Source organism: Streptomyces sp. SGAir0957 (assembly GCF_043523415.1).
This window is the reverse complement of sequence record NZ_CP027293.1, coordinates 5,755,808-5,780,437: the sequence shown is the minus strand read 5'-3', so window position 1 is coordinate 5,780,437 and position 24,630 is coordinate 5,755,808. Positions and strand designations below refer to the sequence as shown.

The 24,630-nt window shown below is 70.6% G+C and carries 45 protein-coding genes and 1 pseudogene; 42 read left to right on the top strand and 4 right to left on the bottom strand.

Annotated features, from left to right (window positions below; genetic code table 11):
* Positions 1 to 68: 68 nt before the first annotated feature.
* The 12 genes from C1N81_RS30885 to C1N81_RS30830 all read left to right on the top strand — a co-directional run bounded on the left by C1N81_RS30885 (position 69) and on the right by C1N81_RS30830 (position 6,224).
* On the top strand, positions 69 to 350 hold the full coding sequence (locus C1N81_RS30885) for a hypothetical protein (protein WP_394425497.1): 282 nt from the start codon (positions 69 to 71) through the stop codon (positions 348 to 350).
* The gene (locus C1N81_RS30880; RefSeq protein ID WP_394425496.1) at positions 347 to 907 is read left to right on the top strand and encodes a hypothetical protein; all 561 of its coding nucleotides are present in this window, start codon (positions 347 to 349) and stop codon (positions 905 to 907) included. The genes C1N81_RS30885 and C1N81_RS30880 overlap by 4 nt, the downstream gene beginning before the upstream one ends.
* Positions 900 to 1,559, top strand: a complete 660-nt coding sequence (locus C1N81_RS30875; RefSeq protein ID WP_394434557.1) for a hypothetical protein — start codon at positions 900 to 902, stop codon at positions 1,557 to 1,559. Before C1N81_RS30880 ends, C1N81_RS30875 begins: the two co-directional genes overlap by 8 nt.
* Positions 1,556 to 1,753, top strand: a complete 198-nt coding sequence (locus tag C1N81_RS30870; RefSeq protein ID WP_394434555.1) for a hypothetical protein — start codon at positions 1,556 to 1,558, stop codon at positions 1,751 to 1,753. The genes C1N81_RS30875 and C1N81_RS30870 overlap by 4 nt, the downstream gene beginning before the upstream one ends.
* 21 nt (positions 1,754 to 1,774) lie before the next feature.
* Positions 1,775 to 1,993, top strand: a complete 219-nt coding sequence (locus C1N81_RS30865) for a hypothetical protein (RefSeq protein ID WP_394434553.1) — start codon at positions 1,775 to 1,777, stop codon at positions 1,991 to 1,993.
* Positions 1,993 to 2,301 (top strand): hypothetical protein, encoded by a 309-nt coding sequence (locus tag C1N81_RS30860; RefSeq protein ID WP_394425489.1) that lies wholly within the window; start codon positions 1,993 to 1,995, stop codon positions 2,299 to 2,301. Before C1N81_RS30865 ends, C1N81_RS30860 begins: the two co-directional genes overlap by 1 nt.
* Positions 2,298 to 2,612: a hypothetical protein gene (locus tag C1N81_RS30855; protein ID WP_394434552.1), complete on the top strand. Its 315-nt coding sequence runs from the start codon at positions 2,298 to 2,300 to the stop codon at positions 2,610 to 2,612. Before C1N81_RS30860 ends, C1N81_RS30855 begins: the two co-directional genes overlap by 4 nt.
* A complete protein-coding gene (locus C1N81_RS30850; protein ID WP_394434550.1) occupies positions 2,609 to 2,782 on the top strand; it encodes a hypothetical protein in 174 nt (57 codons plus the stop codon). Before C1N81_RS30855 ends, C1N81_RS30850 begins: the two co-directional genes overlap by 4 nt.
* Positions 2,779 to 3,930, top strand: a complete 1,152-nt coding sequence (locus C1N81_RS30845; RefSeq protein ID WP_394434548.1) for a hypothetical protein — start codon at positions 2,779 to 2,781, stop codon at positions 3,928 to 3,930. Before C1N81_RS30850 ends, C1N81_RS30845 begins: the two co-directional genes overlap by 4 nt.
* Complete coding sequence (locus C1N81_RS30840) at positions 3,927 to 4,193, top strand: hypothetical protein (RefSeq protein ID WP_394425482.1); 267 nt, start codon at positions 3,927 to 3,929, stop codon at positions 4,191 to 4,193. The genes C1N81_RS30845 and C1N81_RS30840 overlap by 4 nt, the downstream gene beginning before the upstream one ends.
* 93 nt (positions 4,194 to 4,286) lie before the next feature.
* Positions 4,287 to 5,078: a hypothetical protein gene (locus C1N81_RS30835; protein ID WP_394434546.1), complete on the top strand. Its 792-nt coding sequence runs from the start codon at positions 4,287 to 4,289 to the stop codon at positions 5,076 to 5,078.
* 699 nt (positions 5,079 to 5,777) lie between these two features.
* Complete coding sequence (locus C1N81_RS30830; RefSeq protein WP_394425477.1) at positions 5,778 to 6,224, top strand: hypothetical protein; 447 nt, start codon at positions 5,778 to 5,780, stop codon at positions 6,222 to 6,224.
* 13 nt (positions 6,225 to 6,237) lie between these two features.
* Here C1N81_RS30830 and C1N81_RS30825 read toward each other — a convergent pair whose 3' ends face one another.
* Entirely contained in the window at positions 6,238 to 6,450 is a 213-nt protein-coding gene (locus tag C1N81_RS30825; RefSeq protein WP_394425475.1) for a hypothetical protein, read from the bottom strand.
* Positions 6,451 to 6,643: 193 nt separating this feature from the next.
* Positions 6,644 to 6,976 (bottom strand): DUF6233 domain-containing protein, encoded by a 333-nt coding sequence (locus C1N81_RS30820; protein ID WP_394434544.1) that lies wholly within the window; start codon positions 6,974 to 6,976, stop codon positions 6,644 to 6,646.
* A gap of 287 nt (positions 6,977 to 7,263) precedes the next feature.
* Between C1N81_RS30820 and C1N81_RS30815 the strand changes: the two genes are divergently transcribed.
* The gene (locus C1N81_RS30815; RefSeq protein WP_394434542.1) at positions 7,264 to 7,491 is read left to right on the top strand and encodes a hypothetical protein; all 228 of its coding nucleotides are present in this window, start codon (positions 7,264 to 7,266) and stop codon (positions 7,489 to 7,491) included.
* A 156-nt stretch (positions 7,492 to 7,647) separates the two neighbouring features.
* Positions 7,648 to 7,857, top strand: a complete 210-nt coding sequence (locus tag C1N81_RS30810; RefSeq protein WP_394434540.1) for a hypothetical protein — start codon at positions 7,648 to 7,650, stop codon at positions 7,855 to 7,857.
* A gap of 9 nt (positions 7,858 to 7,866) precedes the next feature.
* Here the strand turns inward: C1N81_RS30810 and C1N81_RS30805 are convergent, their stop codons facing one another.
* Positions 7,867 to 8,100: a hypothetical protein gene (locus C1N81_RS30805; RefSeq protein WP_394434538.1), complete on the bottom strand. Its 234-nt coding sequence runs from the start codon at positions 8,098 to 8,100 to the stop codon at positions 7,867 to 7,869.
* Between the two features lie 90 nt (positions 8,101 to 8,190).
* Positions 8,191 to 8,595: a helix-turn-helix transcriptional regulator gene (locus tag C1N81_RS30800; protein WP_394434536.1), complete on the bottom strand. Its 405-nt coding sequence runs from the start codon at positions 8,593 to 8,595 to the stop codon at positions 8,191 to 8,193.
* A gap of 181 nt (positions 8,596 to 8,776) precedes the next feature.
* On the opposite strand from C1N81_RS30800, the gene C1N81_RS30795 reads away from it, so the two are divergent.
* The 28 genes and pseudogenes from C1N81_RS30795 to C1N81_RS30660 all read left to right on the top strand — a co-directional run bounded on the left by C1N81_RS30795 (position 8,777) and on the right by C1N81_RS30660 (position 24,607).
* Positions 8,777 to 9,148 carry a hypothetical protein gene (locus C1N81_RS30795; RefSeq protein ID WP_394425469.1) on the top strand — a complete coding sequence of 124 codons (372 nt, stop codon included), beginning with the start codon at positions 8,777 to 8,779 and terminating at the stop codon, positions 9,146 to 9,148.
* Complete coding sequence (locus C1N81_RS30790) at positions 9,145 to 9,417, top strand: hypothetical protein (RefSeq protein ID WP_394434534.1); 273 nt, start codon at positions 9,145 to 9,147, stop codon at positions 9,415 to 9,417. Before C1N81_RS30795 ends, C1N81_RS30790 begins: the two co-directional genes overlap by 4 nt.
* Before the next feature lie 109 nt (positions 9,418 to 9,526).
* On the top strand, positions 9,527 to 9,805 hold the full coding sequence (locus C1N81_RS30785; protein ID WP_394425467.1) for a hypothetical protein: 279 nt from the start codon (positions 9,527 to 9,529) through the stop codon (positions 9,803 to 9,805).
* A complete protein-coding gene (locus C1N81_RS30780; protein ID WP_394425466.1) occupies positions 9,805 to 9,972 on the top strand; it encodes a hypothetical protein in 168 nt (55 codons plus the stop codon). Before C1N81_RS30785 ends, C1N81_RS30780 begins: the two co-directional genes overlap by 1 nt.
* A gap of 84 nt (positions 9,973 to 10,056) precedes the next feature.
* A complete protein-coding gene (locus C1N81_RS30775) occupies positions 10,057 to 10,908 on the top strand; it encodes a protein transporter Sec31 (protein WP_394434532.1) in 852 nt (283 codons plus the stop codon).
* Positions 10,908 to 11,099 (top strand): hypothetical protein, encoded by a 192-nt coding sequence (locus tag C1N81_RS30770; protein WP_394434530.1) that lies wholly within the window; start codon positions 10,908 to 10,910, stop codon positions 11,097 to 11,099. The genes C1N81_RS30775 and C1N81_RS30770 overlap by 1 nt, the downstream gene beginning before the upstream one ends.
* Positions 11,100 to 11,110: 11 nt before the next feature.
* Positions 11,111 to 11,404: a hypothetical protein gene (locus tag C1N81_RS30765; RefSeq protein ID WP_394434529.1), complete on the top strand. Its 294-nt coding sequence runs from the start codon at positions 11,111 to 11,113 to the stop codon at positions 11,402 to 11,404.
* Entirely contained in the window at positions 11,401 to 11,985 is a 585-nt protein-coding gene (locus C1N81_RS30760) for a hypothetical protein (protein WP_394434528.1), read from the top strand. Before C1N81_RS30765 ends, C1N81_RS30760 begins: the two co-directional genes overlap by 4 nt.
* On the top strand, positions 11,982 to 12,575 hold the full coding sequence (locus C1N81_RS30755; RefSeq protein WP_394434527.1) for a hypothetical protein: 594 nt from the start codon (positions 11,982 to 11,984) through the stop codon (positions 12,573 to 12,575). The genes C1N81_RS30760 and C1N81_RS30755 overlap by 4 nt, the downstream gene beginning before the upstream one ends.
* The gene (locus C1N81_RS30750) at positions 12,572 to 13,609 is read left to right on the top strand and encodes a hypothetical protein (protein WP_394434526.1); all 1,038 of its coding nucleotides are present in this window, start codon (positions 12,572 to 12,574) and stop codon (positions 13,607 to 13,609) included. The genes C1N81_RS30755 and C1N81_RS30750 overlap by 4 nt, the downstream gene beginning before the upstream one ends.
* A gap of 37 nt (positions 13,610 to 13,646) precedes the next feature.
* The gene (locus C1N81_RS30745) at positions 13,647 to 13,811 is read left to right on the top strand and encodes a hypothetical protein (protein WP_394425456.1); all 165 of its coding nucleotides are present in this window, start codon (positions 13,647 to 13,649) and stop codon (positions 13,809 to 13,811) included.
* A gap of 83 nt (positions 13,812 to 13,894) precedes the next feature.
* On the top strand, positions 13,895 to 14,104 hold the full coding sequence (locus C1N81_RS30740) for a hypothetical protein (protein ID WP_394434525.1): 210 nt from the start codon (positions 13,895 to 13,897) through the stop codon (positions 14,102 to 14,104).
* A 70-nt stretch (positions 14,105 to 14,174) separates the two neighbouring features.
* On the top strand, positions 14,175 to 14,453 hold the full coding sequence (locus C1N81_RS30735; protein WP_394434523.1) for a hypothetical protein: 279 nt from the start codon (positions 14,175 to 14,177) through the stop codon (positions 14,451 to 14,453).
* Between the two features lie 159 nt (positions 14,454 to 14,612).
* Positions 14,613 to 15,020, top strand: a complete 408-nt coding sequence (locus C1N81_RS30730) for a hypothetical protein (RefSeq protein WP_394434522.1) — start codon at positions 14,613 to 14,615, stop codon at positions 15,018 to 15,020.
* Between the two features lie 66 nt (positions 15,021 to 15,086).
* A complete protein-coding gene (locus C1N81_RS30725) occupies positions 15,087 to 15,641 on the top strand; it encodes a helix-turn-helix domain-containing protein (RefSeq protein ID WP_394434521.1) in 555 nt (184 codons plus the stop codon).
* Positions 15,628 to 16,905 carry a PBSX family phage terminase large subunit gene (locus C1N81_RS30720; RefSeq protein WP_394434520.1) on the top strand — a complete coding sequence of 426 codons (1,278 nt, stop codon included), beginning with the start codon at positions 15,628 to 15,630 and terminating at the stop codon, positions 16,903 to 16,905. Before C1N81_RS30725 ends, C1N81_RS30720 begins: the two co-directional genes overlap by 14 nt.
* A complete protein-coding gene (locus C1N81_RS30715; RefSeq protein ID WP_394434518.1) occupies positions 16,905 to 18,419 on the top strand; it encodes a phage portal protein in 1,515 nt (504 codons plus the stop codon). Before C1N81_RS30720 ends, C1N81_RS30715 begins: the two co-directional genes overlap by 1 nt.
* A gap of 31 nt (positions 18,420 to 18,450) precedes the next feature.
* Positions 18,451 to 19,203 (top strand): annotated as a pseudogene (locus C1N81_RS30710) (phage minor capsid protein); the annotation flags it as partial.
* Between the two features lie 20 nt (positions 19,204 to 19,223).
* Positions 19,224 to 19,541, top strand: a complete 318-nt coding sequence (locus tag C1N81_RS30705) for a phage minor capsid protein (RefSeq protein WP_394438329.1) — start codon at positions 19,224 to 19,226, stop codon at positions 19,539 to 19,541.
* Positions 19,542 to 19,851: 310 nt separating this feature from the next.
* On the top strand, positions 19,852 to 20,646 hold the full coding sequence (locus C1N81_RS30700; RefSeq protein WP_394434517.1) for a hypothetical protein: 795 nt from the start codon (positions 19,852 to 19,854) through the stop codon (positions 20,644 to 20,646).
* A gap of 20 nt (positions 20,647 to 20,666) precedes the next feature.
* A complete protein-coding gene (locus C1N81_RS30695) occupies positions 20,667 to 21,617 on the top strand; it encodes a P22 phage major capsid protein family protein (protein ID WP_394434515.1) in 951 nt (316 codons plus the stop codon).
* Complete coding sequence (locus tag C1N81_RS30690) at positions 21,614 to 21,994, top strand: hypothetical protein (protein ID WP_394434513.1); 381 nt, start codon at positions 21,614 to 21,616, stop codon at positions 21,992 to 21,994. The genes C1N81_RS30695 and C1N81_RS30690 overlap by 4 nt, the downstream gene beginning before the upstream one ends.
* 70 nt (positions 21,995 to 22,064) lie before the next feature.
* Positions 22,065 to 22,487, top strand: a complete 423-nt coding sequence (locus C1N81_RS30685; protein ID WP_394425564.1) for a hypothetical protein — start codon at positions 22,065 to 22,067, stop codon at positions 22,485 to 22,487.
* Positions 22,484 to 22,801 carry a hypothetical protein gene (locus C1N81_RS30680; RefSeq protein ID WP_394434512.1) on the top strand — a complete coding sequence of 106 codons (318 nt, stop codon included), beginning with the start codon at positions 22,484 to 22,486 and terminating at the stop codon, positions 22,799 to 22,801. Before C1N81_RS30685 ends, C1N81_RS30680 begins: the two co-directional genes overlap by 4 nt.
* A gap of 12 nt (positions 22,802 to 22,813) precedes the next feature.
* Positions 22,814 to 23,164 (top strand): minor capsid protein, encoded by a 351-nt coding sequence (locus C1N81_RS30675; RefSeq protein ID WP_394434510.1) that lies wholly within the window; start codon positions 22,814 to 22,816, stop codon positions 23,162 to 23,164.
* Positions 23,161 to 23,592, top strand: coding sequence for a minor capsid protein (locus C1N81_RS30670; RefSeq protein ID WP_394434508.1), 432 nt, complete (start codon positions 23,161 to 23,163; stop codon positions 23,590 to 23,592). The genes C1N81_RS30675 and C1N81_RS30670 overlap by 4 nt, the downstream gene beginning before the upstream one ends.
* 8 nt (positions 23,593 to 23,600) lie before the next feature.
* Positions 23,601 to 24,089, top strand: a complete 489-nt coding sequence (locus C1N81_RS30665; protein WP_394434506.1) for a phage tail tube protein — start codon at positions 23,601 to 23,603, stop codon at positions 24,087 to 24,089.
* Positions 24,089 to 24,607, top strand: coding sequence for a DUF7426 family protein (locus C1N81_RS30660; protein WP_394434504.1), 519 nt, complete (start codon positions 24,089 to 24,091; stop codon positions 24,605 to 24,607). The genes C1N81_RS30665 and C1N81_RS30660 overlap by 1 nt, the downstream gene beginning before the upstream one ends.
* Positions 24,608 to 24,630 lie beyond the last annotated feature (23 nt).

The window sequence follows — 24,630 nt, the reverse complement described above, 5'->3', positions numbered from 1 at the left end:
ATCCGGTTAACCCGGCCCTCGCGCGCACAGCCCACACCACCAAAACGCCCTGCCAACCAAGGAGCACCATGACCGACCGCCCCGACGACGAGACCGTCACCCGCATGTACGACGCGATCGAGCAGGCCCACTGGCAGGACCTCGCCGACGCCCTCAACCGCCTCACCGCCTGGGGCGCCGACCCCCTGCTCACCCTGGCTCGCCAGCTCGGCACCAACAAGGTCGTCGCCCTCGACCCCGCCGAGGAGCACCAGACGTACCGGCTGCGCTACCGGCCGCCGTTCAGCGAGGAGCGCGGCGACGGGGACGGCTGGGTCGTGGAGCGCCGCGACGGCATCCCGATCACGTGAGCAGCAGCACGGCCGCTCCTGTTGGAGCCAGGAGCGGCCGGCCCCGCAAGTCCATCACACCGACCCCGGAGACGACCATGACCACCGACCCCACCGCAGCCATCGAGGTGTGGGCGCGCATGCTCTGCGCCGCCGACGTCTACGTGCACGGCACCGATCACCCGACCTGGGAGCAGCTCGGCCGCCTGCCCGGGAATGTGCAGGAGGACTACCGGAAGGCGGCCAGGTGGCTGTTGCCCCGGCTGACGGTCGGGCAGCCCGCCGCACCGTCCGCGCCCTCCGCTGACAACCTCCGCGACCGCATTGCTGCCGCCATCGCCGAGTCCGACGGGGTGCCGTCCTTCAAGTTCGCCGCCAAGCTCCACCGTGCCGCTTGCCTGCGTGAGGCCGACGCTGTGATGGCAGTCCTCCCCGTGACCGTCCGTCGCCACACCGTGCTGCGCGAGACCACCACCTTCATCCACAACGCCTACTTCGAGGACGGCTGGTCCGTCGAGCGGATCGTCACGGTGCTGCGGCAGGCCGCCGACGCCGCCGAGGAGGCCGACCGTGGCTGACACCTCGCGCACCAACACCGACCTCCTCGTCGAACTCGGCCAGCTCCGCGCCCTCATCGCCGACAAGATCGCCACCACCCCCGTACGCCTCGGCCCCGGCGGCACCGACCGGCTGGCCAACGAACTCACCCTCGCAGTCGCCGTGTACGTCGGCCGCCACGTCCTCCCCGCCGACGCCCTCGCACTCGCCAACCCGCCACGCCCCGCCGAGACCCAGTGGGTCGTCGAGACCCGCTGGAACGACGGCCCATGGAGGCCGTACGGCGCCCCGTGGCCGGACCGCGAGGAAGCGCGCAGCGACTTCCACGAGACCGTCCATGCCGCTGGGGGGCGAATGCGGCAGCGCAGCCGGGAGTACCGGCTCGTCCGCCGGTCGACCACGTACGCCGTCGAGGCCGAACACACCCCGGAGCAGCAGGACGAGCCCAAGACGTCCTGGACGCCCGGCCCGGTCGGGCTCGCCCGCGCGGCCGAGATCGCCCACCGGCCGCCCGCACAGGAGCAGCGGGCCGAGCCCGAGAACCCGCGCGCCGTCTGCACCTGCGGCCACACCCGCGGCGAACACGTCACCGTCAGCGGCCGCCTCCTCTGCGACGTCTGCGACCCCGACAGCACCGACAACCTCGTCTGCAAGGAGTTCGAGGAGCTGTGATCGTCGACTTCGCCACCGCCCTTCCCACCGTCATCGGCCGCGCCATCCTCACCGTCGCCATGACGACCGGCCTCGGCGCCGTCGTCCTCGTCCTCGCCGTCGTCCTCCTCACCACCGCGGCGACCGGCGCCTGGCCCGCCCGACGCCGGCGCACCGCCGAGGAGCCCGCCGCCGAATACGACGAAGCCGCGTAACACCCACCACCTGGAGACACCGTGTCCGACACCGAACCCCGCATCGTCGACGTCCGCTACTTCATCCAGTCCCGCCCCGCCCCGGGCCAGCCGTGGCAGCGCCCGCCCGGGGTCGCCACGAAGTGGGCCGACAAGCGCACCTCGTTGCAGCGGCTCGCCGCGCGCCGCGAGCAGCAGCCGTCGTGGGAGCACCGGCTGATGCAGCACGTGACCACCGAGAGCCCGGCCGACGAGACGTAGTGGCCGCCACCCTCGGCGTCGCGCTGCTCGTCTGGCCCGTCGCCTCCGCGCTCCTGCTCACCATCCGGTGGGCAGGGCGCGCCCTCTACCGCCTCCGCAGGCGCCGCTCACGAATCCGCTGGCCCAACAGCGGACCGATCAGCACCCCGCCCGCCACGAACCCCATCCCAGACGGATCACCCGCCTGGAACACCCAGCGCGCAACCACCCACACGAGCACGCCCCACACCAGCGCAAGCCCGAGCACCATCGCCGACCACCGGATCCAGCCCATGACGCGCAACTACCCGCGAACGGAGCCCAGATGACACCGCACCTTCGCCCCGCCCTCGCCCTCACCACGGCCGCCGTCCTCACCAGCGCCGCCGCCGCGTACCTCGCCACCACCAGCGCGCCCTGGTGGGCCGCCCTCGTCGTTCCCGTCGCCGTCGCCCTCGGCTGGTGCGCGGCCTGCGAGTGGACCCGACACCGGGCGGTCCTCGACGACCAGGCCCGCGCCCGCCGCGCTGCCCGCGCCGAGGTGCTCGCCGTCACCCCGTGCTGCCGCGCCGCCGAGCACACCGCCGGCGCCGCGCACACCACCGACTGCCCGACCCGCACGAGGAGCCACACCTCGTGACCGGCCCGAGCAGCACGCCCCGGGGCGAGCACACGCCCCGCCCCGGGGCCACGTGGGAGCAGCACCTCGTCCGCACCGAGCAGCACGTCGACGACACCGCCACCGACCCGGCCCCGCCCAACCGGGCCACACGGCGCGCCATGCAGCGCGCAGCACGGAGGAAGAAATGACCGAACTCCCCGACCTCCACACGATCCTCAGGGCGCAGCTCGGCCGCCCGCTCGTCGACGCACTCAACCGGCACCTGGCGAACGGGCAGCGCGCCGAGGACGCCATCGAGCGGGTGCGTGCCCTGCACAAGACTTGGATCTACAGGGGCCAGCGGATCTGCGGGGCCTGTTCGGACCTCGCCACCTCCACGAATTGCACCGACAGCGCGCCCGTGCCGTACGACCAGTGCCCTACGCTCCGGGCCATCGACGGGCCCGGCCCGGCAGCGACCGAGCAGCAGCTCGACGAGACCGCCCGCAAGCTGTCCGCATCCGAACTCTTGGGACACCGGCTGTTGCAGCGCGCCGAGCGGGCCGAGGCGGAACTCACCGCCGCCCGCGTCCAGCTCACCCGCAGCGAGAACCTTTGCGAGGCCCTCACGTACCGCCTGAACAGCGCACAGAATGCGGCCTCGCTGCTCCGTCGCGGGCTCATCCGCGCCGAGGAGCTGTATGCCGTCGTGGAGGCCGGGTTCGAGCCCAGCCCGGCAGCTACCGAAGCGACCGAAGCCGAGCCCCGCCGGCCCGCCTACGACGCCGCATTCGCGTTCATCCGCAACCGCGCCTTCTACTCCGCCGCCGAGCTGGCCCGGTTCGACGCCCAACTCACGCCGCAGACCGCCGACCAGACCAAGAAGAACCCCATGGACGTTCAGCAGGAGCAGGCCGCGCCCGTCGACTGGCGGGCCCTCGCTGAGCGGCGCGAGCGAGAGTTGAAGGCTGCGGGAGAAGCGCGGTACGCCGCCGGGCAGGAGCGCGACGGCGCGTACCGCGAGCGCGCCCACCTCATCGCCCTCCTCGCCGCCATGACCGACGGTGCCGTCATCGCGCCCGCGCTCGACCTTCCCGAGCCGGGCTGGTGGATCGCCTACCTCCGCATCGGCGGCCGACAGGCCTCGTGGCACATCAGCCCTCGTGACGCGCTGCTCTTCGCCGACGTCGAGCACGTCACCGTGGACGACCCGCGCGCGCAGTGGGACGGCCACACCGCCGAGCAGAAGTACGCCGGGATCGCCGCGCACACGGCCGAGCTGGCGGCGCGCTGCGGGCCCGAGTGCTCCGAGCAGCACACCGAGACCGGACGCTGCGAGATCGCGAGGAACCGATGACCCGCGTGCAGTTCATGGGCGACGACGGCAAATGGCACGACCTCACCGGCTTCCTCTCCTTCGAGGTCCACCACCCCACCGGGCCCGACTTCACCGACGAGGAATGGCGACGCCACGACTCCCTCGACGCCCTGCACTACGCGATGAGCGCGCGCGCCGACGCCGCCCGGCCGCGCGTCATCGACCAGAACGGCAACCCGGTCAGCCCGCGCCCGGACCGGCCCGCCTGGCAGTCCACGTACGGCCCGCCGAGACGGCACTGAACAGCACGAAGGGGCGTCCCCTCAGTCTCCCCAGACCAGGACGCCCCTACCGGTGAGATCACCGTACAGCCCCACGCACCACAGGAGCGCACGATGAACACCACTGCCACCACCGCCCAGCACCTCCGCACAATCGCCCTCCACTGGGGCGACCTCCGCGACGCCCTCGGCCAGCCCGCCATCGCCGGCGCGTTCGGCCTCGGCCTCCGCGGCTACCTCGCCGCCCTCGACGAGGCAGACAACGAGCCCCACGCGCAGCTCCTCGTGACCATCCGCGACGAGGCCGGCCGCACCACCGGCTACCGCTGCGTCCACTGTGGCGACCTCGACCCCGGCCACGCCCACCCGGTCGGAGAGGAACGTGACCCCGGGCAGCTCGGCCAGCGGCCCGTGCCGATCCGGCTGTTCATCGCCGACACCATGCGCGCCGTCGAGGCCGCGCTCCACACCACCGCCGACCAGATCGCCGACTCCGTGCAGCGCCAGCCCATTCGGCCCGCCCCCGCGGCATGGCCGACCGCCGATCGGGCCCGCCGCAACGCGGTCGCCCGCGGGGACGCGCTGGACCCGCGACGCTGGCGGTGGTCTGGCACCCGCCGCCCCGTCCCGTACACGGCGCTGTGGCTCCTGGCCCGGGTCGAGGACCGTCCGGGCCCGTTCCGGAAGCTGACGGTGCGCGAGGTGGAGCAGATCGGCGTGGTCGCGGCCGGGGCCGCCGACCGGATCGAGCGGGCCCTCGACATTGCGGCGCAGCGGCGGACGCTGGCGCAGCGGCACGAGTGCGGTGGAGAGATCGAGATGCACGGCGGTGAGGGCAAGCCGCCGGTCGCTCGCTGCGGAGGGTGCGGGCGGATCTGGACGGAGGGCGGTCTCCTTGCCGCTTAGAAGTCTCCAGCGCCGATGATCTCCGAAGCCTCGGCGTGCCACGAGTCCGTCGGCCAGAATGCACCCATGGATGCAGGTCTGGCGGCGGTACTCGGGGCCGCAGTAGGAGCGATCGGAACGGGCGGAGCGGCGGTCCTCACATCGTGGTGGTCAACGGCCTCACAGGAACGCCAGTCGAATCGGCAACTCCGATTCGAGCACCTACGAGAACGCCGCGAGCCTCGCAGTAAGGCGTACGCCGATGTCGTCGCGCACGTTCAGAGGATGGGCAGACGTCTTGACGCGTTCAATCACAGCCGTTCGTTCCCGGATGAACGACCCGAGGAATATCCAGACCCGGAAGAGCTCGACACGCTAGCGGACCTCTGCGCTCGTGTCGCCGTGGAGGGACCCGCTGAAGTGGCAGAGCAAGTCGCCTTGCTACTGGCATGCGCCCGTGAGGCATGCGAGGCAGCCGCAGTCGTAGACGTGAGCTACGCATTTCGCAACGATGATCAGGAAGACCGGGTGGAACGAAGCTTGTCTGTGACCGCTGCCCTCAGCGAGGCACTCGGCCGTTTCATGGCGCATGCTCGGCTTGCCCTCGACGATGACGGGAGCACCGCACCTCCAGTCAGGCGGCAAGGGACAGCCTCGGCAGGTGCTCACACACGCGGATGACTCTCTCCTTGTCAGTGGACCTCGATACCCTTCGCAACCATGACGGTCAAAGGCACATTCACGATCAACCTTTCAGGCCCGTACGACCGGCGCGCTGAACTTCTAGAAGCCCTCGCCGATGCCTCGATAGCAGCGCAGCCCACAGCTCCAGCAGTCGCAGGTGTCGAGGAGGAGACGAAGGGATGGGTCCAAGCCGAGTTCCACGACGGGACCGACTCGCCGGACTCTGACTTCCAGCAGTCCTGCATGGACAGGATTGCGGTAGTAAGTTCGCAGTTCGGCTACGAGCGCCGTAGCCACGGGGTAGTGCTCGGAGGGGCTGCGGAGTTCCGGGAAATTGTGGATACGCGCACGGGCGAGGTGCTCATGAAGGGGTGGGGATTCCCACCAAATGCGGCCCGCATTTATGCCGAGGAGATGGGCATGCCGATGGAGTTCTTGGAACTGCGCGAGCGCCCCGGTACATGGGATGTGCCCGAGCGCTGAGGCGCAACCGCCGTTACGCCGCTTCGTACTGGTGAGCCCGGCCTCCACGCCACGTCACCCACGATGGGTCGTCGAGGATCCGCTCGGCGTCCGGGAGCCCGGCCCTGCGCAGGAACTCGACGACATCACGATCGGAATGCGCGAGGCCGAGGATCTGGTCGCGCGCGGTGACACGCCGGCCGCCCGACGGGGACGGCGGGTGCACGACTATCGGAGCGGTTGCCACACCTCCAGGGTGCGACGCACGATCACTCCCGGCATGTCGATCATTCACCCGGGCACCTGGGCCATGACTGCAGGGAGGGTGTCGTGATCATCGCCGTGTTCGCAGGGCTGGGCTACAGGGACATGCCGCTGTGGGGCTGGCTCGTCGTCATCGCAGCATTCGCCGTGGTGCTCGTTGCGATGGCTCGCCGCCGCTAGTCCAGGACACCTAGCGCCGTGTCCGGTCGGCAGTGCGGGCAGGCGTCCGTACCGTTCGCGAGCGCGCGCCGCGCCTCATCCTGCTCCGCCCTCCGCGAGCGCTTGCCCGCCATGTGGCAGCCGCCGACGTGCACGTACACGGAGTGGCGGCCCTGGAGGCCGCGCTCGATGAGCCACTCTGGTTCAGGCGGCCTGGCCGCTGCGCCGCGGGCCCGTTCCTGCTCGCGGCGTTCCTCGTCCGCGATCCACCGCTCGGTGCGCGCCAGGTCCCGCTCCTGAACGCGCCGCAGGAACCGCAGCAGGTCGAGGCGGTTAACTGGATCGGACACACGTTCGATTCTATGCTCGGAGTTCACCCCGAGCACGCGAGCCCCAGGAGACCCGGCATGGACGACCCGCTCGCCCGCCTCGGCCTCGACCCCGCCCACCTAGACCCGGCCCCCTCCGCCCGGCCGCCATCCTTGATGAGCCGCGCACGCCTCGCCCCACCCACACCTGCACCCTGCTCCGCATGCGGAGAACCAGCGATCGCCACCCGGATCGTCACCCTCGACGACGAACCCCGCTGGCTCGACCTATGTCGCGAACACCTACTCACGGCCGCGGGACAATCCTGATGAGTGTGACCCCGCCCGGCCGCTACCACGTCACCCTCACCATCGACGGCAAGCCTGTCCTCGACGGCTGGTGGGACGACCCAGACACCGCTGAACGCAAGGCGACCGGGCTCGCCACCGAGCACGAGGACAACCCAGGCGCCCGCGTCACCCTCACCGAGTGGCACGGCGGGCAGGAGTGGCCCCTCCAGGAGTGGCCCACTCCTCCGGCCGCGGAAGCCGAGTGAGCTGACAGCCGGCCGCCGACCCCGACGAGGGGTGATCACCACTACGGGCACGCCGTGGATCAGACCTCCAACACCAGGGAGTACGGCGCAGGGCGCACCTCACTGCCCCGCCGAGGCCCTCCTGTGCGGCCCCGCAATGACGCGTACCGTCGGAATATGACTGAGCCCCGCACGACCCTCGCACAACGCGCGGAACAGGCCGAGGAGCACGGGGCCTACAGCGAGGCCAGAGCGCAACGTCACGAGAACATGGGCAGAGCACGCGACACTGCTCTGCACGCGAGGATGGCCGAGCTACATCACCGGGTCGCCGCGACCCATCGCGCGGCCGCAGCATCGCACCGGCGCGCCGCCGACCTCTGCTGACAACTGCGCCTACTCCTCAACTTGCGGCGGATGCCGGACGAGTTGCCGGAGCGCCTTCTCCACCTCGTACCGGTTGAGGCCCTCGGCCGTGGCGTACTCGGTCACGGCCTTGTGGGCGCGGGCGGCGGCATCGAACCAGATGCTTCGCTGCTGCTCGCGTTCTCCGTTGTCGAGGTGTTCGATCTTGCGTCCCTCGTCGTCGGCCGTCCGCTGCAATTCGATCAGAGATTCTGGTAGGTCCACGAGCGGATCTTAAGCACGACGGTGACGCGAGGGATGACGGGCACGGCGAAGCCCCCGGCCTTGATGGGCCGGGGGCTCGTTCGTGTGCGGCTACGCCTCCCAATCGGCGGACACTTCATGTACAGCCTGCACGACCGCCTCCGCTGCCTGCCGAGCCTGCTCCGCGGAGAGGCCGATCTTCTGTGCCGCGATCCCCGTCTGAAACGACAGCACGTTCGCGAGTCGCTCCCCCTTGGTGAAGTCCGCGTCATCGCTATCGGATGGGCGTAGCTCCGTAACGTTCATGGACGTTCCTTCGTCTCGTGAGGCCAGGTCCGTGCGCTTACCCGGGCTCGGCGGGTTCGCCGCGAAGAACGCGGCCACCTCATCAGCTCGGAATCGGGGCCGCGTGCTGCCCTCGCCCTCGACGGGCTTCGGGAAGGCTCCGCGCTTTCGGTGCGCGTGCACCGTCTGTCGCGTGACCCCGTGCTCTGCCGCGATCTCGGTGGTGGTCATCAAGCGCGGGCTCCCCTCTGTGTCAGGGCTCTTGGGCACGGCAACATCCTTCCCGAACCCCTTGACGTTGTAAAGAGGTTCCTGCCAGTCTGGCACTGCACCAACAAGGAAGCCCCGGCCCGGAGTTGCACCTCCATTGGGCCGGGGCGGACCCACCCACAACGCGAGAAGGAGCAGGTCCGTGGACCACGGTATCGGCCTCATGACCAACCGCGAAGCCTCCGGCAGGAGCGCCCTCGTCGCCCGCGCCCTCGGCTTCCGCCCCGGCTGGACGCCGGACGAGCACCTCGGCGAGACCCTCCACTTCATCACCGCCTGGGACCAGCACGAGCTGAACAGCATCTACGTCCGCGCCGGCGGGACCGTCACCACCCAGCTCGTCACCCGCACCACCAGCAACGGGCAGGCCACGTGGCCCGCCACCGAGATCACCCTCACCATCCCGGTGCCCGGCATCGGCGACGTCCAGGTCGTCACCGACTGGCACGCCGACAACGGCGGCCTCGACCTCCCGATCATGCAGGCCGTCCCGAACGCCGAGCTGATCGCATGAGCGCCGAACACGAGCGCACCAAGCCGCCGCTCCCCGTCCGTCCGCCGCGCCCCCACCCCCAAGGCGTCGCCGCCGCCCTGCACCGCCTGGCCGACCGCCTCGACACCCAGCCCAACCGGCCGGCCGCCATCTACGTCATCCGCGGCTACGGACGGGCGTACGGCCTCACGAGCGACTGGCTCGACCTCCTGCCCACCCCGGACGGCGCCCCGCACTCCGAGTACGCCACCCGCCTGCGGGAGATCGCCGGAGGGGAGCAGCCCCGATGACCTGCTGCGGAAAGCCCATGAGTTGGCAGGGCGGCAAGTGGGTGTGCGGCAAGTGCGGCGCCTGGATCATCCCCGGCGTCACCTTTGTCGCCCGGAAGGTCGGTGCCTGATGGACGCCTTCGACCCCTGGCAGCACCCCCTCGTCACCGGCATCGACGAGGCCGACCAGTACACCGCCGTCCTCAGCGACGACGGCGGCACCACCTGGCGCGAGGACCCCCACCCCCACCCCGTCTGCGGCGGACACGTCCAGATCGAGGCGGGGCAGACCCTCCGCGCCCTGGCCAGCGGAGCGTCCGGCTACCACGTCCGCTCCGAGGACAACGCGGCGACCGTGACCATCCAGCGCGGCGACGCCGTCGTCAAGTGGGCGAGGAGGGACGCCTGATGCGCCTCTTCCCTCGCCGCGAGCAGACGACGCGCACCTACCCCGCCGCCGGTGTCAGCGTCACCGGTGATGCCGGTCGCTTCCGCCGGGCCAAGACGAGCGAGGCCCGCGACGCCGACCGCAAAGCCGAGAAGTGGGAGCAGCAGCACCGCCGCCGCTTCGGCTAGCTCACGCCCCACCACCGACCGGCCGGGCCCCGCGCCCTGCCCCCGCCACCGGGGCCCGGCCCTCTCCGCTCCCGGAGGAGCACCGTGAAGACCCGCCGCATCACCCGGGCGCGCCTCGTCCCACACACCGTCGACGGCAAGACCCGCATGGTCCCCGACGACGAGATCATCGAGGTGCCGCTCCCCCCGCGCGACTGGGACCAGATCGCGCTCAACACGGTCACGGTCATCGTCACCGCCCTCGTCCTCGCTTGCGTGGTGTGGTCCACCGTCTCTATCGGCGACCTCCTCTCACGCGTCGTCATCGAGCCGGCCGCGTACGGGGCCGCCGCCGTCTTCGACCTCGCCTGGATCGCCCTCATGATCATTGAGTGGCTGGCCCGCTACACCCCGGCCCGCGCCCGCGCGGCCCGCTACGGCGGATACGCCGCACTCCTCGTCGCCATGGGCGCGGTCGGAGCGCACGGCTGGCTCGCTGGAGACGCGGCCACCGGCATGGTCGGCGCCGTCGTCTCCGGCCTGGCCAAGGGCACGTGGACGATCCTCCTCGCCTTCCAGGCGGTCCCCCTCGACAAGCGCACCGCCGCGTTCCTGGAGCAGGAACTCAGCGAGGCCGCCGCCGAGTTGTCCCGGATCCCCGTGGACCGACGCGTCAACCGGGCCCGCGCACTGCGCAACGCCGAGCGCCGCGCCCTCGAAGCGGACGCCGGATCCGTCGATCCGGACCGTCCGGACGACGACGCGGACGATCCGGACCCCAACGTCCTGCCGATCAACCCCGGCGCTCCGACCTTGAAGGACGCCGTCCGGACGGCATGGGACAGCGGATTCCGCGACAAGGATTCCGTCGCCCGCTACGTCGGCAAGGCCACCGGTAAGGCGGCCTCCCCGGAGACCGTCGAGCGCTACCTCCGCGCGCTCCGCGTGGGCGCCTAATGGTTGCCGTCGGCGGCCTCCTGCTCGCCCTCGTCTGCCTCGCGATCGTCGGCGCGGGCCTCGCCCTCGCCGTCATCGCCTGGCGCCCGAGCCACCCCGCGCAGCTGCTCGCCGTGTCCGGGGCCGCCGCCGTCGGCGCCTTCGCTTTCCTCCTCGCCGCCCTGCACTGGCTCGCCAACCTCCTGACCTGAAAGCCGCCGTCATGTTGCTGCTCGCCGCTATCTGCCTGGCCGGACTCGCGCCCGGCGTCGCCACCGCATGGCTCCTACGCGGACGCGGCTGGCCGCTCGCCATCGCCGCGGGGCTCGGCGTCACCCTGGTCCTGCCCGCCAGCCTCATCGCCGCGATGATCCTCTGCCCGCCGCTCGGCCTGGCCGTCGCCCTCGCCGCAATCGCCGAGGCCCTCCACGCGTACGACGACGGCCGCATCTGGATCGCCACCGCCTGGGCTGGCACCGCAGCCCTGGCCCTTGCCTGCACGGGGGTGGCCTGGTGAGCACACCGTCCCGCCGCCCGATCACCCCGACCGGCGTCTACAAAGCGGGCACCCCGCTGCCCGCCCCCGCCTCGCCACCACCGCCCGCTCCTCCCGCGCCGCCGGCCTTTCCCCCGGCGGGGCCGGACTGGTGGAGCGTCGGGTCCGGACCGTCCGGACCGCCGCCCCCCGTGCCCGTCGACATCCACGTCACCGTGACCGTTGACCAGGGCGGATGGCTGGCCGTACCGGATCCGGAGCCCCTTCCGCGCTGGTGGCAGCGCGTCCGCATCGGCTACAACATTGCGCTCGCCGTCCTGTCCCTCACCGTCGCCGGACCATGGGCCGCGCTGCTCACCAAGGTGCGCGAGGAGGGCACCCTCGCCGGGGCCTGGGTCATGGCCCTGATCCCGCTCGTCGTCCTCGGCTTCATCGACAACGTCCGCCGCGTCGAGGCCGCGGGCGCCGACCCCGACCTGTGGCCCCCGAAGCTGCGCGCCGCCGCCGCGCGCCTCGCCCTGTGGGCCGCCGTCATCGGCACCGGCCTCGCCCTGCCGGTCGCCACCGCCGTCCAGATCCTCACCGGAGTGAAACCCGCATGAACACCGTCACCCTGGCCGCAGCCAGCCAGTACACGACCATGACCATCTCCACCGCCGGGTTCGCCCTCGGCCTGGCCCTCCTCGGCACCGAGCTCTGGCGCTGGCACAAGGGCGGCGCCAAAGCGCCCGCCGGCGGCCCGCCCGCAGCTGGCGGAGGCGGCGGCGCCAAGGACCCCAAGGCCCTGATCCCGCTCGGCTTCGGGATCTTCTGCGGCATCCTGATGATCGCCTGCCCCGCCGGAATCCTCGGCACCCTCGCCCAGTTCCTGCGCTGGGGCGGCAACTCCGTCGGCGACATGGCCATGCGCTGGACGACCGGTGTCCCCAGCCAGACCCTCGGCACCGCCGCCGCCCCCCGCATCGACGGGTACGGCGCCATCGTCGTCGCCGCCCTGGCCGTCTCCCTGTGGATCCTGCGCAAGACCATCGCGAAAGCGGTCCGCGGCAAGTGGTGGAAGGGCGTCCTCGTCGGCGTCCTGCTCTGCGTGAGCACCGGCACCGCCGCCATGATCGCCGAACAGATCGTGACCGGCGTCAACGGGTTCGGCGCCTGGGCGATCGGCAGCATCGCCGAGGGGAAGCTGACATGAAAGCAGCCCCCACCACGGTGCAGTGGCTGCGCACAGCCGTCCGCCGCATCTCCACCGGATCCGGCCGCCGCGCCACCTACCTCACCACCTGGACCGTGCACCGCGCGCGCCGCATCTGGAAGGGCGGCCGCGACTGGCTGGCCAAGGGGAGCGGCTTCGAGTGGTGGGTGCGCGCCGCGCTGCTCCTCGCCGCTGCGTTCATCGTCCGGAAGATCGCCACCGCTGTCGGCGGCGGCCTGTATCGCCGGATCGAGGACGCCGAGACGCCCTGGCTGCTGTGGGCCGCGGCCGCCTGGTGGATCGTCTCCGCCTACCGAGCCGGAGCCAAGGACTGGAAGCCGAAGCGCCCGGCCATCCCCCCGGAGCCAGCCGAATCGCAGGCCGAACCGGAGGCCGAACCGGAGGCCAAGGCCGAGGAGAAGGACGGCGAGCAGCCCGCCGCCGACGGCGCCCAGGAGAAGGCCGAGCCCGCCGCCGGGGCAGCCCCCGCCGACCCGCCCCGGCCGATCCTGTCCGACCTCCGGATCGCCCTCGCGCGGATCGGCACACCGCACGCCCATCTGGCCGCTCTCGCTGCCGACATCGGCACCACCCCGGAGCGCGTCCGGGAGGAGTTGGACAAGCACCAGGTCCCCGTCGAGGCGGTGCGGATGCAGGGCCGGGGCACGTCGACCGGCGTGAAGGGCGGCGACGCCATCCACCCCGCTCTCGTCCCGGCCCCCGAAGATCTCGCCGTTGTTGCCGCAGGTCAGACCGCCAACAACAACAGCAACAACACGTTCACGACTCTGCCGAGCAAGGAGAAGCCGGAGCACACACGGGTGCTCTGGCACGACTGGAAGGGGTCCGCCATGGAGACCGAGCACCAATCCGTCCGGGACTACATCGCCGCCCGGCAGCGCGGCGACCGAGCCGAGACCGACCGCCTGCGGCGCGAGGCGATCGCCCGTTTCGAGACCCGGCAGACCGACGGCACCGAGCTGCGGGACATGACCGAGGCCTCGATGACCGTCCCCTTCGGCCCGCAGGACTGACCGCCACCCGCCCACCGTCTACAGAACAGGAGTCCACATGTCGTTCCTCGATGACCAGCGCGCCGCCGCCAAGGCCGCCGTTGAAGCAGGCAATCCCGAAGGCGCCGCCGAGATCACCATGCACGCCCTCCTCGAAGGGCCCGGCACGTTCGAGGAGAACCTGACCGAGATGAGCCAGGGCACACCGCCCGAGACCGCCTGACGCGCATCCCGGGGCGGTCGCCCGCCTGGCAGCTGACCGACCGCCCCGGTTCCCCATCCCGAACACGAGACAGGACCGCCATCATGGCATTTTGGAACCGCGGCCAGACCACGTCCGAGACGGAGACCCGCCCCCGTACCCCTTCGGAGCAGGCCCTGTCCGCCACGGTGGACAAGCTGCCGAAGAACGTGAGCGACTGGACCCCCGAGCAGCGCGCCGAGTACGCCGAGAAGTCGAACACCGTCATGCGCGAGCAGCACGGGACGCCCCGCGCCCTTGGGCGCCGCCAGTAGCATTCGGTACCCGGCCCCGTTGCACACCCCCCGGTGCGGCGGGGCCGGCTTCGTTGGAGAGGACTGACGCATGAAGCTCTGGCCGCGAGGCTCAGCCTCCGTGCCCGTCCGCCCGCGCGCGGACCGCGTACGGATCGCCGTTCTCGAGCACGACCTCCTCGGCATCGCGCCCGAGCCCGGGACGGCGGCCGCGCTCACTATCGCCCTGCGCCGCGCCGGCACCTGCTTCGAGCACGACCCTGTGGAGACAACGGACTTCGGTGACACCCGGGCCCACGGCCTATGCGGGCGCTGCGGGGTGACGATGCTCTTGAGCGAAGACGGGGAGTGGCACGCCGTCCGCGCGTGAACCTCAACCTTGCTTGACGTTCCGGCTGATCATGCCCCACACTGGGCCGCAGATTTGGCGTGCCCGAAAACAGCAACCGTCACAGGTTGGCCACAGGAGCACACCCTTCCCTCACACATCACCGATGATGGCCCCTCAGCTCAAGTCCTTGGGGGGACCATGCGTCATCGCCACGCCATCGCCGTTCTGCTCGCCGCTGCGGCCCTTACGCTCACCGCCTGCACGAGCGACAACACCGTCGACGCCAAGCCCAAAGAGACGGCTACCAAGGCTCCGTCACCCGACTGGAGTTCCGCTCGGAAGGCCGCCGGCATGCCGCAGGACCCGACCGGGGCGAAGCGCACCAACCTGCTGAAGGCCCTCAGCGCGGTCAACCCGGACATCGTGAAGTACGAGGACAAGGCCGTCGATGCGGCCGTGAACCAGTGCAGCGCGATCAACGGCGGGGGCAAGCGACAGGACTGGACGGCGTCGCAGCGCTTCACGTACAAGGACGTGACGACGACAGAGGCACAGGGCAAGCAGATCAACGAGGCCCTGAAGAACCTGAAGTTCTGCGAGGTCTGACCCGCAGATTCGAGCCCGGCCGTACGCCGATGCGGCCGGGCTTTTGCATGTCCTGAGGAGGCCCCGATGACGAAGCCGAAGGTCTCCAAGGGGGGCCTCGTCGGTGACGAGGAACGCGCCGAGATCATCCGCCTCCACGGGGAAGGCCTCGGCCGCAACGAGATCGCCCGAGCCACTCAGCGGTCGCAGCGCACCGTGTCCCTTATCTGTGCCGAGGAGGGCCTGGAGTTCGACGTCACCATGACCGAGGACGCCACCCGGCACCGCGTCGCTCAACTCGCCGCCCGCCGGGCCGTCCTCGCTGAGGCCCTTCAGGGCGACGCCGAGCGGCTCACGGAGCAGATGTGGGCGCCCACCGTCGCCTTCAGCTTCGGTGGGAAGGACAACGTCTACCGCGAGAAGCACTTCGATGAGGCGCCGTCCGCCGACAAGCGCAACCTCATGGCCGCCGCGAACGTGGCCATCGAGAAGTCCCTGAAGCTCATCCCACCGAGCGACGACAACGGGGCCGGAGACGCTCGCTCCATGCTCGGCCAGCTGATGGCAGGGCTGAAGGCGGCGTACGACGAGGCCACCAGCGAGGAGGCCGCCAGCGAGGAGGCGGCAGGTGAGTCTCCTTGATGCGCTGCCGCTGTCCCGGAAGCAGATCATCTCTGTCGTCGAGGCAGAGGCGCGCATCAACGCCTGGGAAGGCAGTGTTCGTTCCGGGAAGACGATCGCCTCGCTGATCTGCTGGCTCGCCTTCGTGGCCGAAGCGCCGACCGGCGGCGAGCTGGTGATGGTGGGCCGCACCCGCGACTCGCTGTACCGCAACGTCATCCAGCCGCTGACCAACCCGGAGATCTTCGGCCCGCTCGCGAAGCAGGTCTCGTACAACCCGGGCGCACCGATCGCCTACATCATGGGGCGGATCGTCCACGTCCTCGGCGCCAACGACGCGAAGGCCGAGCCGAAGGTACGCGGCATGACCTGTGCCGGGGCCTACGTGGACGAGGCGACCACGCTTCCGAAGCTGTTCTTCGACCAGCTCGTTGCGCGGTGCTCCGTCAAGGGTGCACGGATCTTCACGACGACCAACCCGGACAACCCAGCGCACTGGTTCCGCAAGGAGTACCTGAAGCGGCCAGCCGAGACCGGGCTGCGGAGTTGGCAGTTCACGCTGGACGACAATCCGTACCTCGACGCGGAGTATGTGGCCTTCCTGAAGACCACGTACACCGGTCTGTTCTACCGGCGGAACATCCTCGGGCACTGGGTGCAGGCCGAGGGTGCGATCTACGAAAGCTTCGACCCCGCCAGGCACGTCGTCACCGAGCTGCCGAGGATCGACCGCTGGCTGTGCGACGCGATCGACTACGGCACGACGAACCCGTACGCCGACCTGCTGATCGGGCTCGGCTCGGACCAACGGCTGTACGTGGTGTCGGAGTACCGGTGGGACTCGCGGGTTGAGCGGCGGAAGATGACCGACACCGAGTACAGCGCGGCCCGGCGCCGCTGGCTGGCGTCGGTAGCGCAGCCGCAGACGAACGTGCTCGGGGTGCAGCCGGAGTGGACGATCGTCGACCCGTCGGCGGCGTCGTACATCGAGCAGCTGCACCGCGACGGCGTGAGTGGTGTGACGGCCGCGGACAACGCGGTCGTCGACGGGATCCGTACAGTCAGCTCGCTCTTCGCGGGCGACCGGCTGCGGATCCATCCCTCGGCCGCCGGGCTGATCGAGGAGATCCCCGGTTACTCCTGGGACGACGACGCCGCTGAGAAGGGCGACGACAAGCCGATCAAGCAGGACGACCACTCCTGTGACGCGCTGCGCTACGGCGTCCGTACGACCGAGGCCCTGTGGCGCCCCTATCTACCGACGCGATTGGAGGTGGCTGCCTGATGCCGCTGCCCACGGGGGACATCGCCTGGCCGCCCCCACACCTCAACCCCGCCCTCGACGCCATGCACACCTGGGACTCCTGGTGGTCCGGCGACCCCGACCGGCTGGAGACCCTCTACGGCGGCAGCACCGGCGGCGGCCCCGACCCGAAACGCATGCAGTACTCGGGCGGCGTCGTCGGCAGGCTCGCCCGCTGGTGGTGGGGCACTCCGACCGGCCCCGGCGAGCGCCGCACCAAGATGCACGTGCCGATCGCAGGCGACCTGTGCGGCGGAAGCGCCGACCTCCTGTTCTCCGAGCCGCCCAAGCTCACCGTTGACGACGACACGACACAGACCCGGCTCGACCTCCTCACCGATGACGGGATGCTCGCCACCCTCCAGACCGCGGCCGAGGTCGGCGCCGCGCTCGGCGGCGTGTACCTGCGGCCCGTCTACGACATCGAGATCGCAGACCGGCCGTGGCTCGTCGCCGAGCACGCCGACAGGGCCGTCCCCGAGTTCACGTGGGGCCGCCTGTCCGCCGTCACCTTCTGGCGCGTCGTGCGCGAGGAAGACGGGCAGGTGTGGCGCCACCTGGAACGGCACGAGCCCGGCGCCATCCTCCACGGCCTGTACCAAGGGACGCGGGAAAAGCTCGGCCGGCCGGTGCCGCTGGAAGACAGCGAAGCCACCGAGGGGTACGCGTCGATCGTCTCCGACGAGGGTGCGATCAAGACCGGGTACCAAGGGCTCGACGTCTCGTACATCCCGAATCAGGTGTCCCGCCGCTGGCGGTGCAAGCCCCGCCTCGCCGACCTCGGCCGCTCCGACCTTGACGGTGTCGAGCCGCTCATGGACGCGCTCGACGAGACGTACTCGTCGTGGATGCGGGACATCCGCCTCGGCAAGGGCCGCATCCTCGTCCCGAACGCCTACCTCCAGTCGAGCGGCCCGGGACGCGGCGCCGCATGGAACCCGGACCGGGAGGCCTACGCGGGCCTGGAGATGCTGGCCCGCGGTGACACCGGCCTTCAGCTCACGGTGGCGCAGTTCCAGATCCGGGTGCAGGAGCACCGGGACACGGCCGAAGATCTCGTGAACCAGATCCTCCGCTCGGCCGGGTACAGCGGGCAGACGTTCGGGCTCGGCGGGGACATCGCCGTCACCGCGACGGAGACCGTGGCCAAGGAACGCCGCAGCATGACGACGCGTGGCCGGAAGATCCTGCGGTGGCGCCCGGCGCTCGCGCACGCTGTCGAGGCGCTCCTCGCGGTCGACGCGTACGTGTTCGGCGGCGGCATCCGACCGCAGCGGCCGACGGTCGAGTTCGAGGATTCCGTCCAGGAGGACCCGCTCAGCCTGGCCAACACGGCGGACGTGCTGCGCCGGGCGCAGGCAGCGTCTACCGACACTCTCGTCCGCATGGGCCACCCCGAGTGGGACGAGGCCATGGTGGCGGCCGAGGTCGCCCGCATCAACGCCGAGTCCGGGCGGACCGTCGAGGATCCGTTCCAGTCCGGAGCCATGCCGTAAGGGGGTACGCACCGTGCCCGTCTCACCGGCCATGGCCGAGGATCTCGCCACCGCCATCGCGGACCTGTACGAAGCCGCGCAGGGCGTCCTCCTGGAGCGAGTCCAGCAGGCGCTCGTCGAAGGCATCGACAGCCCTATCTGGGTCCAGCTGAAGCTCTCGGCGGTCGGCCACCTTCAGACCGCGATCGAGGACGTCATCGCCGCACTCCAGGCCAACTCGGCCGGGGCGATCCAGGGTGCGGTGGCTGAGGCGTACGACCGTGGCGCGCAGGCCGCCGTGGTCGAGCTCGGCGCGCTCGCTCCGACCGTGGCCGCCATCCCCGCGGGGACACAGGCTGTGGACCGGCTCGCGGCCGCGCTGATCGGCGACACGGGGCCAGTGCATCTGCGGATGCTGCGGCAGACGATGGACGTGTACCGCGACGTGGTCGCTCACGCTGCGGCGGCGCCGCTGCTCGGTGCGCAGACCCGGCGGCAGGCCGCGCAGTCCGCGCTCGACCAGTTTGCCACCCGTGGCGTCACCGGATTCGTGGACCGGGCGGGGCGGGCGTGGGATCTGCGGTCGTACGTCGAGATGGCGACCCGCTCGGCGGTGGGCCGGGCCGCGATCGAGGCGCACACGGACCGGCTCGGCGCGGCCGGTGTCGAGTTGGTGATCGTGTCGCAGGCGCCGGAGGAGTGCCCGGTGTGCAGGCCGTGGGAGCGGAAGATCCTCGCCCGCACGGGCGCGCCCGGGGCACGGGATGTGCAGGTTGAGCACGCCACCGATGACGGCGAGATGGTCACCGTGCGCGTGGCCGGGACATTGGAGGAGGCGCGGGGTGCAGGTCTTCTGCACCCCAACTTAGCTGCCGTCACAACGTCTCCGCTTACCTCCCCGGCCTCTCCCGCGTCCCGAAGGAACAGGCGTCACGCGGCACCTACGAGGACACGCAGAAGCAGCGCTATCTCGAGCGTCAGGTCCGCAAGTGGAAGCGACACGCTGCGGTCGCCCTCGACGACGACCAGCGGCGTGCGGCCAACGCGAAGGTTCGCGCCTACCAGGCCCGCATCCGCGAGCTAACCGCAGACACCGGGCTGCCCCGCAAGAGCCGCCGCGAACAGGTTGCAACGGCTCGTTGATCAGGCGTCGGGCTGTTCGGCGTGTTCGCGGTCCCAGGCATCGAGTTGCTGACGGGTGCAGCCGTTCGCGCAGTACGGCGCCGACGGCTTCCGAATGTCGGGGCCGCCCCAAGAGCCCCGAACGATCACTTTGCGACTCATGGGCCCATTGCAGCGGCGGCAGCTACCGGGGACTCGCTCTATCTCAACTGGCATTCCCGCACCGTACTGCCACGCACTGACAAAGGACTTCCGCCCGCCAGGCGCGGGCCGGATTGCACAACCCCCGCCAGGCGCGGGGCCTTTCCCTACGCGCACCAGGAGTGCACGCATGAACAAGCGAACCCTCGCCCGCCAGCGCCTCAGCACCGGATGGGCTCACCCCTACGCCACGGGCCCTTTCGACCCGTACCTGTACGCCGACGGCGGGGACGGAGACGACTCCGGATCCGACAGCGGCGACACAGGTGACGACGGGGCGGACGACGCGGGAGACGCCGACGCCGGCGGGACCGGCGATGACGACTCGGACGACGGGGCGGGCAAGGACGACAAGCCCAAGCCCAAGGCCCCGGCGCGGAAGCCCGCGGACGAGGACCCGGCCGCGACGATCGCCCGGCTCCAGAAGGACTTGAAGACGGCGAACGGAGAGGCCGCGAAGGCGCGTACGTCCGCGAAGAAGGCCGCGGCTGACGAGGCCCGCACGGAGATCGTGCAGGAACTCGGCAAGGCACTCGGCCTGATCAAGGACGACAAGGACGCGCCGCCGGACCCTGCCGCGCTTACCGCGCAGATCGAGAAGGCGACGGCCGCGCATCGGTCGACTGCTCTCGAACTCGCGGTGTACCGGGGTGCGGCCAAGGCGGGCGTCGACCCGGACGCGATCACCGACAGCCGGGCGTTCATGGCGTCGATCACGGATCTCGATCCGGCCGACGACGGGTTCGCGAAGGCAGTGACGGCCGCCATGAAGAAGGCGGCCGAGGACAACCCCAAGCTCAAGGCCGCGAGCCAGGCGCCCGCGCGCAGCAGCAGCGACTTCTCCGGCGGCACCGGGGGTCGCGGCCGCAACGACGACTCCATCGAAGCCCACCGCGAGAAACGACGGAAGAACCGCGGCGGCTGACCCCGTAGAGAGAGGGCCCCATGGCCAACACGTTCCTTTCCCCTGACACCATTGCCCGCCGTGCGCTGGCCACCCTGTACGAGTCCACGCACATGGCGCAGCTCGTCCACCGCGACTACGAGGCGGATTTCGCGGGCCGTGTCGGTGACACGATCACCGTCCGCAAGCCCGCCGTCTTCACGGCCAACGAGTTCAACCGGACGACCGGCATCGTCCCCCAGAACGCGACCGAGTCCGGTATCGCGGTGGTCCTGAACCACCTGCCCGACGTGTCGTTCACCGTCACGACCGAGCAGCTCAACCTGGAGATCGACGACTTCGGCGAGCAGCTCCTCGACCCGGCCATGGAGGCGGTCGCGCAGAAGATCGACCGCGACCTCCTCGCGCTGCGCAACGACGTCTCCCAGGTCGTCGGTGAGGTCTCGGAGAACACAGCCGGCGAGGACTACAACTACCCCGACGGCGAGTACCCGTGGTCTGACTCGCGTGTCCTCATCGAGGCTGGTGCGCTCCTGGACACGAAGAACGTGCCGCAGGCGGACCGCAACGTCGTGGTCGGCCCGCGCACCAAGGCGCGGTGGATGGCGGAGAAGATCTGGCGCGCCTCGAACGAGCGCGGCAGCACCGTCGGTCTGACGGAGGCGCAGTTCGGCGCGAACGCGTCCGGCTTCACGCCGTACATGTCGCAGAACATCGCGGGCCCGGCCGCGACCCCGGCGGCCGGTCAGCCGACCACCGAGGAGAGCGTGGCGTTCCACCGGACCGCGTTCGCGCTGGTCACCCGCACGCTGGAGGTTCCTCCGGGCGCGCAGGACGCCACGATCATGAACTACAAGGGGTTCGCCCTGCGCGTCGTCTACGACTACGACATCAAGTACAAGCAGACCGTGGTCAGCGTCGACTGCCTCTACGGCACGAAGACCCTCGACGCCAACCGTGCCGTCATCATCAAGGGAGCTGACGCCGCATGATCCGTTACCGCAACCACAACACCGGCGACGTCGTCGAGCGCAGCCAGAAGGACGCTCGCCTGGAGATGCTGCCGAACTGGGAGCGCCTCGGCAAGGACGAGAAGGCCGACGCGCCCGTCGAGCGGGACGGCGTCCTCACCCGCCCGCAGGCATCCCCTGGTACGGCGCCGACCGACCCGGACAGCCCGCAGGCCGAGACGGAGGCCGAGTTCAAGGCGCAGCAGGAGGAGGCCGGGGACCCGCCCGCCAAGTCCGCGTCCAAGGACGAGTGGGTCTCCTACGCCGAGAAGCGTGCCGTGTCCGATCAGGAGCGGGAGGAGATCCCGGGGCTGACCAAGGACATGCTGATCGCCAAGTACGGCGAATCGTCCGCCTGACCAGCCCGCCGCGTACGAGGGAGGCCCACCGTGGCCTCCCTCACGCATGTCAGCAGGGGAGGTGCGAGGGATGCCCGCACCCGTGTACGCGACCGTCACGGACCTGGCCGACTATCTCGGCACGGCCGCGCCCGACGACGCGGAGCGGCTCCTGGCGTCCGCGTCCCGGATGCTCGACGCCAGGGTCCTGGCCTACTGCCGATACGACGTCGACACGGCGGGCCTGCCCACTGATCCGGACGTCGCGGCAGCAATCAGCCGGGCTGTGTGCGCGCAGGTCGCCTGGTGGGGCGAGATCGGCGACAGTACGGGCGCGGCCGGCGTCGGCTATGGGTCGGTGTCGATCGGCTCGGTCAGTCTCGGCCGGTCGGTGACGTCGGTGTCCGGCGAGGACTCGGCGGCCCGGCAGATCGCCCCGCAGGTGTGGGACGAACTCCAGGCCCCGCACCTGCACGACAAGATCGTCATCGGCGCTGTAGCGGTGACGTGGTGAGCGCGGTGCCCGGCTGGCTGCTCCGGCACCGCATCACCGTCGAGCCGTACCTCGGCGACTCCAGCACCGGCCCCCTGTACGGGCCGCCGGTCTCGGTGCGCTGCTTTGTCGACGAGCAGACCCGCGCGGTCCGTACGCCCGGCGGCGAGGAGGTCACCTCCTCGTCCACGGCGTACGCCAAGCCCGGCACCGACGTGCCGCCACTGTCCCGCGTGACGCTGCCCTCCGGCCGCACCACCACCGTCATCGCCGCACTGCCCCGCGACGGCGGCGGACTCCCCACGCCCGACCACGTCGAGATTCAACTCCAGTAGAAGGGGGACGCCGTGGCGCTCACCTTCCGCCTCCACTTCAACGGAGCTCCCGCCGAACGGGCCATCCGCCAAGCGGCAGCACACGGCCTGCAACTCGCCGCCGAACACGTCCTCACCGAATCACAGGACGTCGTCCCCCTCGACGAGGGCGAACTCCAGCGTTCCGGGACCGCGACAGTCGACGAGGGCGACCTCACTGCCGCTGTCTCCTACGACACCCGGTACGCCGTCCGGCAGCATGAGGAACTCGACTTCCAGCACGCGCCCGGGCGCCAGGCCAAGTACCTGGAGCAGCCGCTCAACGCGAACCGCGGCCCGGTGCAGCGGATCATCGCCGCCGAGATCAGGCGGGCGCTGCGGTGAGCTACACGAGCAACCTCCTTGACGGCGTCACCGGTCTCCTCGCTGGAGCCGGCGTCGGTGTCTTCCGGCCCGATGCGGTGATCAGCGATCCGGAGACGGGGATCTTCCTCGGTGTCCTGCCGACGGCGCCGGACCGGGCGATCGGCCTGACCGCCTATCCGGTCGAGGACACCGGCCTGACCGACACCACGACCGGAGTGCAGTTCCGCATGCGGGCGGGCCGCGACACGACAGCGGTGGACGATCTCGCCGATCTGGTGCGGGACGTCCTGCACATGCGCGAGCACTACACCGCGGGCGGCGTGCACGTGGCGCTGTCGTGGCGGCAGTCGCAGGCGTGGATCGGGCAGGACGCGCACGGCCGCATGGAGCTGACCAGCAACTTCTACTTCCGGACCGTACGGCCGGGCCCCTTCCAGCACGAATAGGAGCACTCATGTCCACACCTGTGGAGACAAACGTCACCGCTCTGGCCCGCCGGTGGCGGCTGGAGGTCAACGTCGGCACGACCGCGACACCGGACTGGAAACTCTGCCCGGGAATCACGGAGTTCCAGCCCGCGTCGGAGCCGAACATCGAGGACAGTTCGGACTACGACTCCGACGGCTGGGCGGGGAACACGAAGACCGGCCAGAGCTGGGAACTCGGCGTCACGATCAACCGGAAGACCAACGACCAGGTGAAGGTCTTCAACCCCGTTCACGAGGCGATCAGGCTCGCCCACTTCGCCTACGGCTCCGCCAACCTGGTCCACCTGCGCTACATGGACCGCAACGGCCTCCCCGAGGCCTACGAGGGCCACGCCATCCCCACGTGGGAGGAGTCTGGCGGCGAGACCACCGACCTCGGTCAGGTCGAGATCACGTTCACCGGGGACGGTCCGCTCACCCCGATCGACAACCCGCTCGCGGAGGAAACTCCCTGATGGCCGAGGAGTTCAAGCCGCTCAGCCGGTTCCTCGACGACGCGCTCATCCTGCCCGTGCCCTGCCGCGACGGCGAGGAGCGCCGCTTCCGCATCCCCTCGCCCCCGGCCGAGGACGGGCTCCGCGTTGAGATGCTCACCATGGCCGCCGCCCGCCTCGCCCTCGGCGGCTCACCCGGTGACGAGGAAGTCCTGAACGACGAGGACGAGCGGCACATCTACCGACTGTCGCTCGGCGAGATGCACGACGAGATTCTCAAACACGTCGAGTGGACGCTGTTCAAGCACGTCGCGTTGACGGCGATGGTGTGGATCACCCAGGACCGTGACCGGGCCGAGCAGTACTGGAACTCGGCCGGCGACCCTTCTCTCCTAGCCCCGAATCGGGCGGATCGACGGTCGCAGCAACGCGCCTCCTCGGCGTCGGCTGCGGCGAACTCGACCCCGAAACGGGGCTCTACGAATGGTACGAAGGCGGCCTCACGCCGCGGCGGACGCGGCAGGCAGGGACGCAGGTAACCCGCGTCGCCCTGCTCGAACAG